At 72.3% G+C, this 14,090-nt stretch carries 12 protein-coding genes; 2 read left to right on the forward strand and 10 right to left on the reverse strand.

All coding sequences use genetic code 11. The features are described from left to right. Positions 1-39 precede the first annotated feature (39 nt). A complete protein-coding gene (locus AB0E62_RS13450; RefSeq protein ID WP_362191898.1) occupies positions 40-1,455 on the forward strand; it encodes a solute carrier family 23 protein in 1,416 nt (471 codons plus the stop codon). An 83-nt stretch (positions 1,456-1,538) separates the two neighbouring features. Next, the gene (locus AB0E62_RS13455) at positions 1,539-2,237 is read left to right on the forward strand and encodes a DUF5995 family protein (protein ID WP_362191900.1); all 699 of its coding nucleotides are present in this window, start codon (positions 1,539-1,541) and stop codon (positions 2,235-2,237) included. Positions 2,238-2,326: 89 nt separating this feature from the next. On the opposite strand, the gene AB0E62_RS13460 is transcribed toward AB0E62_RS13455, so the two are convergent. From AB0E62_RS13460 to AB0E62_RS13505, 10 genes are all read right to left on the reverse strand, one after another. Next, positions 2,327-4,024 (reverse strand): NAD(P)/FAD-dependent oxidoreductase, encoded by a 1,698-nt coding sequence (locus AB0E62_RS13460; RefSeq protein WP_362191902.1) that lies wholly within the window; start codon positions 4,022-4,024, stop codon positions 2,327-2,329. Between the two features lie 83 nt (positions 4,025-4,107). Then, positions 4,108-4,896, reverse strand: a complete 789-nt coding sequence (locus tag AB0E62_RS13465; protein ID WP_362191904.1) for a carbon-nitrogen hydrolase family protein — start codon at positions 4,894-4,896, stop codon at positions 4,108-4,110. 290 nt (positions 4,897-5,186) lie between these two features. Further along, positions 5,187-5,639: an Lrp/AsnC family transcriptional regulator gene (locus AB0E62_RS13470; RefSeq protein WP_030620185.1), complete on the reverse strand. Its 453-nt coding sequence runs from the start codon at positions 5,637-5,639 to the stop codon at positions 5,187-5,189. Between the two features lie 27 nt (positions 5,640-5,666). Then, entirely contained in the window at positions 5,667-7,154 is a 1,488-nt protein-coding gene (locus AB0E62_RS13475; RefSeq protein ID WP_362191906.1) for an amino acid permease, read from the reverse strand. Between the two features lie 362 nt (positions 7,155-7,516). After that, the gene (locus AB0E62_RS13480; protein WP_362191908.1) at positions 7,517-8,959 is read right to left on the reverse strand and encodes a GuaB1 family IMP dehydrogenase-related protein; all 1,443 of its coding nucleotides are present in this window, start codon (positions 8,957-8,959) and stop codon (positions 7,517-7,519) included. 132 nt (positions 8,960-9,091) lie between these two features. Then, positions 9,092-9,421 (reverse strand): barstar family protein, encoded by a 330-nt coding sequence (locus AB0E62_RS13485; RefSeq protein WP_362191910.1) that lies wholly within the window; start codon positions 9,419-9,421, stop codon positions 9,092-9,094. After that, the gene (locus AB0E62_RS13490; protein ID WP_362191912.1) at positions 9,418-9,831 is read right to left on the reverse strand and encodes a ribonuclease domain-containing protein; all 414 of its coding nucleotides are present in this window, start codon (positions 9,829-9,831) and stop codon (positions 9,418-9,420) included. Before AB0E62_RS13490 ends, AB0E62_RS13485 begins: the two co-directional genes overlap by 4 nt. 836 nt (positions 9,832-10,667) lie before the next feature. Further along, the gene (locus AB0E62_RS13495) at positions 10,668-11,711 is read right to left on the reverse strand and encodes a sugar-binding domain-containing protein (protein WP_362191914.1); all 1,044 of its coding nucleotides are present in this window, start codon (positions 11,709-11,711) and stop codon (positions 10,668-10,670) included. Between the two features lie 90 nt (positions 11,712-11,801). Then, positions 11,802-12,488 (reverse strand): ribulose-phosphate 3-epimerase, encoded by a 687-nt coding sequence (gene rpe, locus AB0E62_RS13500; RefSeq protein WP_362191916.1) that lies wholly within the window; start codon positions 12,486-12,488, stop codon positions 11,802-11,804. Positions 12,489-12,544: 56 nt separating this feature from the next. Further along, positions 12,545-13,963: a transcription antitermination factor NusB gene (locus AB0E62_RS13505; RefSeq protein ID WP_362191918.1), complete on the reverse strand. Its 1,419-nt coding sequence runs from the start codon at positions 13,961-13,963 to the stop codon at positions 12,545-12,547. Positions 13,964-14,090: the final 127 nt, after the last annotated feature.

A 14,090-nucleotide genomic window follows, 5' to 3' on the forward strand; every position in this document is an offset into this window, starting at 1 on the left:
CGGACCGTCCTCATGTACGCAAGAAAGCGAAACCCCACCATGGACCTCGGCGTGCGCTGGAAACTGCACGGTGACGGGCGCACGCCCGCTCCCGGAGCGGTGGTACGCCCCGACGAACGGCTGTCCTGGCCCCGCACCGTGGGCCTGGGCGCCCAGCACGTGGTCGCGATGTTCGGCGCCTCCTTCGTGGCCCCCGTGCTCATGGGCCTGGACCCGAACCTGGCGATCATGATGTCGGGCGTGGCGACCGTGATCTTCCTGCTCGCCACCCGCGGCCGCGTCCCGAGCTACCTCGGCTGCTCCCTGTCGTTCGTGGGCGTGGCCGCCGTCATCCGCGCCCAGGGCGGCACCAGCGCGACCGTGACCGGCGCGGTGCTCGTCGTCGGCGCTGTGCTGTTCCTGGTGGGCCTGGCCGTGCAGCGGTTCGGCGCGCGGATCATCCACGCCGCCATGCCGCCGATCGTGACCGGCGCCGTCGTCATGCTGATCGGCTTCAACCTGGCCCCGGTGACCGCGTCCACCTACTGGCCGCAGGACCAGTGGACCGCCCTGCTGGTGATGCTCTTCACCGGGCTGGCGGTCGTCTGCCTGCGCGGTTTCTGGTCGCGCATCGCCATCTTCCTGGGCCTGGTCTTCGGCTACGGCATCTCCTGGGTCTTCGACCGGGTCTTCGGCAGGATCCACTCCGTGAGCGCGAGCGGCAAGGTCACCGACCACTGGCGCCTGGACCTCTCCGCGGTCTCCCACGCCGACTGGATCGGGCTGCCGCACCTGCACGGGCCGTCCTTCCAGTGGTCGGCGGTCCTGGTCGCCCTGCCCGTGGTCATCGCCCTGGTCGCGGAGAACGCGGGCCACGTCAAGGCGGTCGGCGAGATGACCGGCGACCCGCTGGACGACAAGCTCGGCACGGCGATCTCCGCGGACGGCGTCGCCTCGGTGCTCTCCACCGCCGTCGGCGGCCCGCCGAACACCACGTACTCCGAGAACATCGGCGTGATGGCCGCGACCCGCGTCTACTCCACCGCCGCCTACTGGGCCGCCGCCGGCTTCGCGCTCCTCTTCGGCGTCTGCCCGAAGTTCGGCGCGGTCGTGGCGGCCATCCCGGGCGGGGTGCTCGGCGGCATCACCGTCATCCTGTACGGCATGATCGGCCTGCTCGGCGCCCAGATCTGGATCAACGCCAAGGTGGACCTGCGCAACCCGCTGAACCTGGTCCCGGCCGCCGCGGGCATCATCATCGGCGTCGGCAACGTCTCGATGAAGTTCACCGACACCTTCTCGCTCAGCGGCATCGCCCTCGGCACCCTGGTCGTCATCACCGGCTACCACGCGCTGCGCGCCTTCGCCCCGCCCCACCTGAAGGCGCAGGAGCCGCTGCTGGACGAGGGCACGTCGACGTACGACACGGAGGCGGACGCGGAGACCGGCCCGCGGGCGCCGCACGCCAAGTCCTAGCCGGCGCTCCTCCGTTCCCCCGTTCCGGCGAAGCACCGGGCCGGTCGGCGCGCCGGCCGGCCCCGGGCTGGGACGCTTCCCGCATGGCTTCCCCCCTGGCGCGGCCCGCGGCACGCACCACCCCCGTCGACGCCGTCCTGGCGCGGATGCGCGCGCTGGACGCGGCCCTGCCCGCGCGGGACGGCGTCGCCGTGTTCAACCGCGTCTACCTCACCGTCACCGAGGACGTCGGCCGGCGGCTGACCGTGGGCGAGTTCCCGGATCCACGGGCGGCGAGCACGCTGGACGTGCGGTTCGCGGAGCGCTATCTGGCGGCGGTCGACAGGGCCGACGACGACCGCCGCCCGCCCGCCTGCTGGCGGCCGCTGTTCCAGCTCCGCCGCCATCCCGGAGTACGGCCGCTCCAGTTCGCGCTGGCCGGTGTGAACGCGCACATCGGGCACGACCTGGCCCTGGCCGTGGTCGACACCTGCCGGTCGCTGGGGTGTGCGCCGGCCGACCTGGAGGACGAGTTCGACCGGGTGGGCGAGTTGCTCGTGGCGCTGGAGGAACGCGTCCGCGAGGACCTGATGCCGGGCCCGGATCTGCTCCAGCTCGCCGACCCGCTCACCCATCTGCTGGGCTCGTGGAGCCTGGAGCGGGCCCGGGACGCGGCCTGGGCGGCGGCCCGCGCCCTGTGGGCGCTGCGGCACTGCGGCGGGATCGTCGAGGAGTTCACCGAGCGGCTGGACGCGGCGGTGGGGTTCGCCGGCCGGATGCTGCTGACCCCGCTGCCCGGCTGAGCGGACAGCGGAACCGCGAAGGGGGATGGAAAAGGCGCGGGCGGCAGGAATCCGGGTCCGGCCGCCCGCGCCTCGGTCCGTCTCCCGGGTCAGTCCTCGGGAAGCTCCACCGGGGCGATCTCGTCGTAGACGTCACCCGGGCCCGGGTTCGACGGGTCGGTCGTGCCGCCGAAGTGACGCATCACGCCCCACACCGCGTTCAGCGCGGTCTGCACGGCACCCTCGGCCCAGCCGGCCGTCCAGGAGATGTCGTCGCCGGCGAGGAAGATGCCCCGCTTGTCCTCGGGCAGCCGGTCCTGCATGAAGTGGGTGAACAGGCGCCGCTGGTAACGGTAGTGGCCGGGCAGGTTGGCCTTGAACGCGCCCATGAAGTAGGGCTCGTTCTCCCAGGAGACCGTCACCGGGTTGCCGATGATGTGCTTGCGGATGTCGACCTTCGGGTAGATCTCGCCGAGCGACTTCAGCATGACCTCCATCCGCTCGTTCGCGGACAGCGGCAGCCACTTCAGGCTGTCGTCGCACCAGGTGTACGACAGGCAGATCACGGCGGGCCTGTCGGGGCCGTTGTCGAGCAGGTAGGTGCCGCGGGTCATGCGGTCGGTGAGCGTCATCGACATGACGTCCCGGCCGGTCTCCTCGTCCTTGTCCAGCCAGAACGGCCGGTCCACCGGCACGAACAGCTTGCTGGACTCCATGTAGTGGGTGCGCTCGATCGCGGTCCAGTGGTCGATCGGGAAGAGCGAGTCGTCGCAGGCGATCTTGGACAGCAGCATCCAGGACTGGGCGGTGAAGATCGCCGCCTTGTAGGTGCGGATGTCGCCGTTCGCGTCCGTCACGGTGATCTGGTTGCCCGCGGTGCGGTGCAGCCGGGTCACGGCCGGGCGCGGCTCGCCGTCCACGTGCAGGGTCTTCAGGGCGGTGCCGTGCGGCCAGTGCACGATCTTCTCCGGCTCGCGCTCCCACAGGCGCACCGGCAGCTGCTGGGAGCCGCCGACGATGCCGCGGTGGTGGTCGTCGGCCTCGGTGTAGACGACGCGCAGGATCTCCAGGATGGAGTTCGGGAAGTCCGTGTCCCAGCCGCCGGTGCCGAAGCCGACCTGGCCGAAGATCTCCCGGTGCCGGAAGGACCTGAACGCCTCGGAGTCGCACAGGAAGCCGTAGAAGGTCTGGTTGTCGAGCTTCTCGACCAGCTTCGCCCAGATCTCCCGGATGCGCGGCACGTCCCGCTCGCGCATCGCGCGGTTCATGTCGGAGAAGTCGGCGCCCTCTTCGAGGCACTTGTTCCAGGCCTCGGCGACGTCCCGGTACACCTGGGGCAGGTCGTCGATGGTCTCGGCGTAGTGCGTCTCGCCCTTGAGGTCGACCACGGTGGAGGGGGTGGCCTCGGCGAGCGGGTTCGGGAACGGCCGCGTCTCCAGGCCGACCAGGTCGATGTAGTGCTGCAGGGCGGTGGAGGACGGCGGGAAGCGCATCGCGCCCAGCTCGCAGTTGAGCGACTCGTCGCAGCCCTCGAAGCCGACGGTGCGCAGCCGGCCGCCGAGCTGGTCGGCCTCGTAGACGACGGGCTTGAGGCCCATCTTCATCAGCTCGTAGGCGGCGACGATGCCGGACAGGCCGCCGCCGATGACCGCGACCTCGGTCCCGTGCTCGGTCGCCGGGATCTGGCCGAGGCCCGCCGGGTGGGCGAGGAAGTCGTCGTAGGCGTAGGGGAAGTCCGGGCCGAACATGGTGATCGGCGGCTGCTGCTCGTCGGTGTGCTCGACGGCGTTGGGCACCGTGGACGTCATGGGGGTACGGACTCCTTGCGTGGTGGAACGGGGTGATGCTGCTGCGGCCGCTCTCGCGCGGCTCGCCTCCGCGGTGCCGCGGCTCAGACCAGGGACCCGTACAGACCGGGGCGGCGGTCCGCGAGGTACGGGTTGTTCTCCCGGGAGGCGGCCAGGAAGGCGGGGTCGGCGTCGGCGAGCACCAGCTGCTCGGCGCGGCCGGCCCGGGTGCGGGCGACGCCGTCGGGACCGGCGAGCACGGAGAGGCCGACGAACTCGAACTCCCCTTCCGCACCGGCCCGGTTGACGTACGCGACGTACATCTGGTTCTCGAATGCGCGCACCGGGATCATCGACTCGGCGACGAACTGGAAGGGGTGCATCTGCGCGGTCGGTACGACGAGGAGGTCGGTGCCGGCCAGGGCGTGGGCCCGGACGTTCTCCGGGAACTCCACGTCGTAGCAGATCAGCAGGCCCACGGTGAGGCCGTTCAGCTCGGCCTGGACGATCTGGCGCTCGCCGGGCGTGAAGTGGTCGCGCTCGAAGCAGCCGAAGAGGTGCGTCTTGCGGTAGTTGGCGAGCCGGGTGCCGTCGGCGGATATCAGCTGGGCGGAGTTGAAGACGGTGTCGCCGTCGCGCTCCGGGTAGCCGTAGACGAGGGCCAGGCCGTGCCGGGTGGCGATCTCGGCGACCGCGTCGGCCGAGTCGCCGTCGGCGGGCTCGGCGAGGCGGGCGATGTCGTCGCCGATGGCGTACCCGGTGAGGAACATCTCCGGCGCGGCCAGCAGCGCGGCGCCCGCGGCCGCGGCGCGGCCCGCGGCCTCGTCGAGGACCTTCAGGTTCTCGGCGACCGAGCCGGGACGGCCGGAGCTCTGGAGCAGGGCGGTGCGCATGCGTGATCCTCACCGGAACGGGGGGTCTGGGGTCAGAAAGACGGTACGGGCGGCGTGCTCGGCCGGACAAGAAGCAGCCGTTGCGCGCCGGTGCGAGGTTCGTTGCGCGGGAACGGGGCCGGGCGGCGATTCGTTGCGCGGGCCGGCCGTGGGCCCCGGAAAAGCATGCGGGGCGCCTTGCCGTGCGCCGGCCGCGGGTCGTGGGGGTGCTCGCGCGGTTCCCCGCGCCCCTGGAGGGGCGCTGCCCGCAGCCGGCGACGACAAGGCGCCCCGGGTGCGCTCGGCCGCTCCTACCCCGGTGCCCCGGAGGAGAAGCGGCGCAGGAGCGGTGACAGGACCAGGACGGACTTCGTGCGTTCCACGAACGGCTCGCCCGCGATCCGCTCCAGGACCCGCTCGAAGTGCCGCATGTCGGAGGCGAAGACCTGGGCGATCGCGTCCGCGTCGCCGGTGACGGTCGACGCGGCCACGACCTCCTGGTACCGCTCCAGTCCCCGCTGGATGGTCTCCGGAGAGGTGTTGCTCCGGCAGTAGATCTCGATGTACCCCTCGGTCTCCCAGCCGAGGGCCGCCGGGTCCACCCGGACGGTGAAGCCGGTGATGGCTCCGGTGGCCCGCAGCCGGTCCACGCGCCGCTTCACCGCGGGCGCGGACAGGCCGATCAGCTGCCCGATGTCCGCGTAGGAGCGGCGGGCGTCCTCGGCGAGGGCGTGCACGATGCGTTCGTCGAGATCGTTCAGCACAGGGGGTCGTTCACTTCTTCGGTTCGGTCACTTCACTGCCGTCACCGCGAGGTCGTCGTCGGTCGCGAGACGGGAACGGCGATAGCCGTACAGGAAGTAGAACACGAGCCCGGCGGCCATCCAGCATCCGAAGACGACCCAGGTCACGGTGTCGAGACTGAACATGTTGTACGCGCAGAACAGGAAGCCCAGCACCGGCAGCAGCGGCCCGAACGGCACCTTGAACGTCCGCTCCAGGTTCGGCCGCTTGTACCGCAGCACGATGACCGCGATGTTGACCAGGCCGAAGGCGAACAGCGTGCCGATGCTGGTGGCGTCGACGAGCTTGCCCAGCGGGATCAGGGCGGCGAGCGCACCGCAGAAGAGGGAGACGAGCACCGTGTTGAGGCGCGGGGTGCCGGTCTTGCGGTGGACCTTGCCGAGCGCCTTGGGCACCAGGCCGTCGCGGGACATCGCGAAGAGGATGCGGGTCTGGCCGTAGAGCACGGTGAGCACCACGCTCGCGATGGAGATGACCGCGCCCAGCGCCAGCATCGTGCCCCAGAACGTCTGGCCGCTGACATCGTTCATGATCGCGGCGAGGGAGGCCTCCGAGCCGTCGAACTTCTTCCAGTTCCAGGCGCCGACGGCGACACCGGCGACGAGCACGTACAGCGCCGTGACGATGATCAGCGACAGCATGATGGCCCGCGGCAGGTCCCGCTTGGGGTCCTTCGCCTCCTCGCCGGCGGTGGAGGCGGCGTCGAAGCCGATGTACGAGAAGAACAGCGTGGCACCGGCGGCGCTGACCCCGCTCATGCCGAGCGGCATGAAGTCCGCGTAGTTGCCGGACTTGAAGCCCATGATGCCGACCGCGCAGAACAGCACCAGGGCGACGATCTTCACACAGACCATGATCGTGTTGGCGCGGGCGGACTCGCGGGCGCCGCCGAGCAGGAACACCATCGCCAGCAGGACGACGATCAGCGCGGGCAGGTTGATGACACCGCCCTCGCCGGGGGCCGAGGACAGCACGTCCGGGATGGTGACGCCGATGGTGCCGTCCAGCAGCTGGTTCAGGTACTCGCCCCAGCCGACGGCGACCGCGGCCACCGAGACGCCGTACTCCAGGATCAGGCACCAGCCGCAGACCCAGGCGACCAGCTCGCCCATCGTTGCGTATGCGTACGAGTAGGAGGAGCCGGCGACCGGGATGCTGCCCGCCAGTTCGGCGTAGGACAGGGCCGAGAACAGCGCGGTGAGGCCGGCGATCACGAAGGACAGGGTGATCGCGGGACCGGCCTCCGGCACGGCGTCGCCGAGGACGACGAAGATGCCGGTGCCGAGGGTGGCACCGATGCTGATCATGGTCAGCTGCCACAGCCCGAGGGAGCGCCGAAGCTGCCCTCCCTCACCCTGGCCGCCCTCCGCGACCAGGCGTTCCACGGGCTTGCGACGCATCAGGCGCGCGGCGACGCCCGGGGACGCGGGGGCGGCCGGTATGGGGTTGTGCGGGGGTGCGCCTTGGTCGAGCACGCGCTGGCTCCTTATCGCTGCCGGTGTGGTGCGGACGCGGACCGGCAGGGAGCCGGTCCTCGTGGACGGGGACCGGTGGGCCTGCGAGGGCAGGAACCCACCGAGCGGGGTCCCCGCCACGCACGTACTAGCGCAGCACCCTATGAGGCGGGCCTTCACGGGCGTAATGCAGCAACCTTGCGCATCCCCGCAGAATCATTGCGTTCCTCCGGCCGGAATGCCAAATCGTTGCGCGTGAGCTGTCGACCGTTGCACGGGGCCCTGAAGAGTACGTTTTGCGAGGTCGGCGGATATGCCGACGGCCCCCGCCGTTCCCGGGCGGGGAACGGCGGGGGCCGTGGTGCGGACGCGAGGGCCGCGGGTCAGTTCCAGCTGGCGTGCAGCGGCTTGCCCTCGGCGTAGCCGGCCGCGCTCTGGATGCCGACGATCGCCTTCTCGGCGAACTCCTCCAGCGAGCCGGCGCCGGCGTAGGTGCAGGAGGAACGGACGCCCGCGATGATCGAGTCGATCAGGTCCTCGACGCCCGGGCGGGCCGGGTCGAGGAACATCCGGGAGGTGGAGATGCCCTCCTCGAACAGCGCCTTGCGGGCCCGGTCGTAGGCGGACTCCTCCGAGGTGCGGTTGCGCACGGCACGCGCGGAGGCCATGCCGAAGGACTCCTTGTAGGCGCGGCCCTGGGCATCGTGCTGGAGGTCGCCCGGCGACTCGTAGGTGCCGGCGAACCAGGAGCCGATCATCACGTTGGACGCGCCGGCCGCGAGGGCCATGGCGACGTCGCGCGGGTGGCGGACACCGCCGTCGGCCCACACGTGCTTGCCGTACTTCTTCGCCTCGGCGGCGCACTCCAGGACGGCGGAGAACTGCGGGCGGCCCACGCCGGTCATCATGCGGGTGGTGCACATGGCGCCCGGGCCGACACCGACCTTGATGATGTCGGCGCCCGCGTCGATGAGGTCCTTGACACCCTCGGCGGAGACGATGTTGCCCGCCGCGATCGGCACCTTCGGGTCGAGGGCGCGCACCACCTGGACGGCGCTGATCATCGACTCCTGGTGGCCGTGCGCGGTGTCGATGACGAGCGTGTCCACGCCCGCGTCGAGCAGTTGCTTGGCCTTGCCCGCCACATCGCCGTTGATGCCGACGGCGGCGGCGATCCGCAGCTTGCCGTCGGCGTCCACGGCGGGGGTGTACAGGGTGGCGCGCAGGGCGCCCTTGCGGGTGAGGATGCCGGCGAGCCTGCCGTCCTTGTCGACGGCCGGGGCGTAGCGGCGGTTGTGGTGGTCGAGGGTGTTGAAGGCCTCGCGCGGGTCGATGTCGGCGTCCAGCAGGAGCAGGTCCTTGGACATGACGACTTCGAGCTGGGTGAAGCGGTCGACACCGGTGAGATCGGCGTCGGTGACGACACCGACGGGCCGCTGGTTCTCGTCCACGACGACGCCGGCGTTGTGCGCGCGCTTGGGCAGCAGCGCGAGGGCGTCGGCGACGGTCTGGTGCGGGGCCAGCACGATCGGGGTGTCCAGCACCAGGTGCCGGCTCTTCACCCAGGAGATCACTTCGGTGACGACATCGATCGGGATGTCCTGCGGGATGACCACGAGCCCGCCGCGGCGGGCCACCGTCTCGGCCATGCGGCGGCCGGCGATGGCGGTCATGTTCGCCACGACGAGCGGGATGGTGGTGCCCGTCCCGTCCGGCGAGGCGAGGTCCACGCCCTGACGCGAGCCCACCGCGGAGCGGCTCGGCACCATGAACACGTCGTCGTACGTCAGGTCGTACGCGGGCCGGATGTCATTGAGGAAACGCACGTGCTGCACATCCCAGTCGATCAGAGGTGACCCCCGGACGGGTGCGCCAGGGGGAAAGAGCACGTACTTCATTCTCCCACGGCACGGCGTCTGTCAGGCCCTGACAGAACATCCAGGGTCGTCACCTCGCGGCTAGGAGGTTCCTCCAAGGGCGAGGGCGACGGTGAGGGCGGGCGTGCGGTCCGCGGCCTCGGTGAGGACCTCCTCGGCGGTCCGCCACTCCTCGGGCCGGGCCTCGGCGTACGGTCGCCAGCCCCGTACGACGATCAGCAGTCCGCGTTCCACGGCGCCTTCCGGCCAGACCGTGTGGTCGGACAGGGAGTCGGCCAGCGCGTCCCAGTTGCGGCCGAACCAGTCGGGCAGCGCCAGGGCCCGGGCGGCGCGGTCCATCAGGGCGGCCTTGCCGGTGACACCGTCGAGGTCGAGGGCGACCACGAGGGGGCCGGTCGGGTCTTCGCTCATCTCAGTACCGCCCGGAACGAGTCGTAGTGGTCATCGGTGTAGTAGACCTCCCCGCCCTGCCCGGTGACCAGGCGGCGGGCGCCGCGGTCGCGGGAGCCGGGGGTCTTCACGGTGTACTCGTGGTAGTAGCCGCGCCGGTGCCCGGGCAGGTGCCGCTCGAAGTTCCCGAAGACGGAACCGTCCTGGGCGTAGGGGAAGGGCCCGCCCCGGTCGATGAGGTCCAGGGTCCGGCGGGCCTCGGCGGGCAGCCGGGAGGCGGGGACGGTGGCCATGCCGTGCGCCCAGGCCGGAGCGGACGCGCCCGGCGAGGCCGGGGAGGCCGGCGGGGAGCCGCCGGAGCACCCGGCCAGGAGAACGGTGAGGCAGACCAGTACCCCGGCGAGGACGCGGGGGACGAACCGTGGCAGCATGCCGACGATGCTGCCACGACCGTCCGGCCGGGGCTCGGTGAACCCCCTCTGCCCACCGGCACCCCGTGCCGGACGCCGCCGGAACCCGTCTCCGCCCCCGCCCCGGTGCCTGGCACCCTCAGGAGCCCGCCGGAACCCGCCCCGACGCGGCACGCCGGACACTCTCTGACCCACCGGAGCCCGGAGTAAGACCCCTCTGCCCACCGGCACCCGCTGCCGGACACCCCTCGGACCCGCCAGGAGCCGGCCCCTTCCGAGCCCACCGGGACCCTGTGCCAGACGCCTCGGAACCCGTCTCCGCCCCGACGGCAGACGCCGCCGGAGCCCGTCTGCGCCGGTGACGGACACCCTCGCGGATCCGTCCCGACCCGGTGCCGGACGCCATCGGGACCCGGTGCCGGGCCCGCCGACAGCCGGTGTCGGACGCCGTCGGGGTCCCGGGATCCGTCCGGCCCGGCGCGCCGGAAATCTCCGGCCCCGCCGGGATCCGGACTGAGACCCTTCCGCCCACCGGGGCCCGGTGGGCGGACACATCGGCGGAACCCTTCCGCCACCCGGAGTCACACACTCTGGGAAGCCCGCCGCGACCCGCCAGCGGACGCCGTTCGAGGACCGCCGACAGCCGATGTCAGATGCCGCCGGGGCCCCGGAATCCGTCCGGCCCGGCCCGCCGGAAATCTCCGGCCCCGCCGGGATCCGGACTGAGACCCTTCCGCCCACCGGGGCCCGGTGGGCGGACACGCGGCGGAACCCGTCCGCCACCCGGAGTCACACACTCTGGGAAGCCCGCCGCGACCCGCCAGCGGACACCGTTCGAGGACCGCCGACAGCCGGTGTCAGATGCCGTCGGGGTCCTGGCGGCTGAGGGCCGGCTTCGGAGACTGGCCGGCCGTCAGCAGGTAGTCGGCGGCCGAGGTGTCGGTCACCAGGCTGGTGACCAGCCCGGAGCGCAGCACCGCGTCGATCGCGGCGGCCTTGCGCTGCCCGCCCGCGATCGCCACCACCTCCGGGATACGGCGCAGCTGGTCGGTCTTGACCGTGATGCACCGCTCCCCCAGGTCCCGTCCGATCCGGCGCCCCTCGGCGTCGAAGAGGTGCGCCGACATCTCGGCGGCGACACCGAGCGAGGCGTAGTGCGCACGCTCCTCGTCGCTGAGCATGTCGTGCACGGTCGAGATGCCCGGCTCCCAGGAGCCGATGGAGACACAGGCGACCGTGACCTTGTCGAAGTACTCGAAGGCCCGGGCGATCCCGGTCTGGTTGCGCAGCGCCGCCGCGGTGGCCGCGTCCGGCAGCAGCATCGGCGCGTAGATGGGGTGCGCGTCGCCGCCCGAGACCTGGGCGGCCCGGCGGACGGCCTCGACCGAGCCGCGCTCGGCGGTCCCGGCGTCGTACACGCCCGTCAGCTGCACCACCGTGCACGGCGGCAGCCGGTCGAGCGCCGCCGCCATGTGGATGGTGGACCGGCCCCAGGCCAGCCCGAGCACGTCGCCCTCGTTGACGAGTTCGCCGAGCAGGTCGGCGGCGACCTCGCCGAGGTTCTCGGGGTCCGGGGTCTCCTCCGCCTCGGCCGGGGACTCGACCACGACGGCGTGCCTCAGGCCGTAGCGGGCGCGCAGCGCGTCGGAGCGCTCGGCGTCCAGCTCGGCCGGTACGCGGATCTCGATGCGTACGAGGTCCCGTTCGAGGGCGGTCTCCAGGACCCGGGCCACCTTGAAGCGGCTGACGCCGAACTCCTCCGCGATCTGGATCTTGGACTTGCCCTCGAGGTAGAAGCGGCGGGCCATGGCCGCCGCCTGCACCAGCTCAGCGGGTCCCATCCGCATGGCTGACCGGCCCGCCGACATACCCGACACGGCGATCTCCTCACTGCTGTTCACACTCTGGATTCGCCGTTCATCCTCGCAGATTCGGGGCGACTGATCCGCCCTGATGGGCGGCCTTCATTCAACCGTTCACTTCGCCGTGGCTCAGTGGTCGCATGCCCAGGACGCCTTGGCGGCGGCCGACTCCGCCTGGGCGCGCAGCGCGCGCACGGCCTCGGCCGGGTCCTCGGCCCCGTACACGGCGGAACCGGCGACGAACACGTCCGCTCCCGCGTCCGCGCACTGCTCGATGGTGGCGGCCGAGACACCGCCGTCGACCTGGAGCCACAGCTCCAGACCGTGCTTCTTGATCAGCTCACGGGTGCGGCGGATCTTCGGCAGCATGATGTCGAGGAACGCCTGGCCGCCGAAGCCGGGCTCGACGGTCATGATCAGCAGCATGTCGAGTTCCGGCAGCAGGTCCTCGAACGGCTCGATCGGCGTCGCGGGCTTCAGCGCCATCGAGGCACGGGCGCCCTTCGCGCGGATCTCCCGGGCGAGCCGCACCGGGGCGGCGGCGGCCTCCACGTGGAAGGTGACCGACGACGCCCCCGCCTCGACGTACTGCGGGGCCCACCGGTCGGGGTCCTCGATCATCAGGTGGCAGTCCAGCGGGGTGTCCGTCGCCCGGGCCAGGGACTCCACCACCGGCACGCCGAGGGTGAGGTTCGGGACGAAGTGGTTGTCCATGACGTCGACGTGGAGCCAGTCGGCGCCGCGGACCGCCTCGGCCTCGTCCGCGAGGCGGGCGAAGTCGGCGGACAGGATGCTGGGGTTGATCTGCACGGGCATGCCCCCAAGCCTATGCCCTGCCGGAAAGGCCGGGCCCGGGCCCGGGGCGGCCGGCGTCACGCGGTTCTGCGGATCAGGGCCAGGTACATCGCGTCCGTGCCGTGCAGGTGGGGCCAGAGCTGGAGGTCGGGGCCGTCGCCGAGGTGCGGGACGCCGGGCAGCAGGGGGCGGGCGTCGATCAGGTCGGCGCCGGGGTGCTGCCCGAGGACGTCGGCGACCACCGCCCGGGTCTCTGCGAGGTGCGGGGAGCAGGTGGCGTAGCCGACGACACCGCCGACGCGCACGGACTCCAGGGCGGTGCGCAGCAGGGCGCGCTGGAGCGGCGCGAAGGTGTCCAGGTCCTCCGGGCGGCGGCGCCAGCGGGCCTCGGGGCGGCGGCGCAGAGCGCCGAGGCCGGTGCACGGGACGTCCACCAGCACCCGGTCGAAGGTGCCGGGGCGCCACGGCGGGCGGGTGCCGTCGGCGGCGATGACCTGGTACGGGCCCGGGTTGCCGTGCAGCGCCCTGGCGACCAGGCCGGCCCGGTGCGGCTGCTTCTCGGAGGCGAGGAGCACGGCACCGCGCTCGGCGGCGAGGGCGCCGAGCAGCGCGGCCTTGCCACCGGGGCCCGCGCACCCGTCGAGCCACTTCTCGTCGGGCCCGTCGAGCGGGGCGTTCGCGAGCGCGAGGGCGACCAGCTGGCTGCCCTCGTCCTGCACGCCGGCCCGTCCCTCGCGCACGGCCTCCACCGCACCCGGCTCGCCGCCCTCCGCGAGCCGTACGGCGTACGGCGACCAGCGGCCGGGGACGGCGGCATCCTCGCGCAGCAGTTCCTCGGCGGTGGCCCGCCCGGGCCGGGCGACCAGGGTCACCTCGGGCCGTTCGTTGTCGGCCGCCAGCAGTTCCTCGATGCCGGCCCGGCCGCCGCCGAGGGAGTCCCAGAGCGCGGAGACGACCCAGCGCGGGTGCGAGTGCACGACGGCGAGGTGGTCCTCGGGATCCTCGTCGTAGGGCGGCGCGACCTTCTCCGTCCAGCCCGCGAGGTCGTCCTGGGCGACCTTGCGGAGCACGGCGTTGACGAACTTGGCCCGGCCGTCCCCGAGCACCACCCGGGCCAGCTCCACCGAGGCGGAGACGGCGGCGTGCGTCGGGATCCGGGTGCCGAGCAACTGGTGCGCGCCGAGGCTGAGCACGTCCAGCACCGGCGGGTCGACCTCGCGCAGCGGCCGGTCGACGCAGGCGGCGATGACGGCGTCGTAGGTGCCCTGCCGGCGCAGCGTGCCGTACACCAGCTCGGTGGCGAGCGCGGCGTCCCGGGCGTCGAAGTCGCCCTTCTCGCGGGCCTTGCGCAGCAGCGGGGGCAGCACGAGGTTGGCGTACGCGTCCCGCTCGTCCACCGCGCGCAGCGCCTCGAAGGCGAGGATGCGGACGGGGTCCTTCTGGGGACGGCGGTAGGGCTTGGCGGGCCTGCGGGGCCGCCGGGACTGCTCGCTCACGAAAAAGGTGCTCCGGGGATAGAGAAGGGGATGCGCCTCCAGCCTACGTCGGCGCGTCCCCGCCGCCGCCCTCCGGGCCCGTCCCCGCCGCCACCGTCCGCGGCCGTCCCCACCGCCGCCGTCCGGG

Origin of the sequence: Streptomyces sp. NPDC038707 (assembly GCF_040636485.1) — a bacterium.
Classification (GTDB): Bacteria; Actinomycetota; Actinomycetes; order Streptomycetales; family Streptomycetaceae; genus Streptomyces.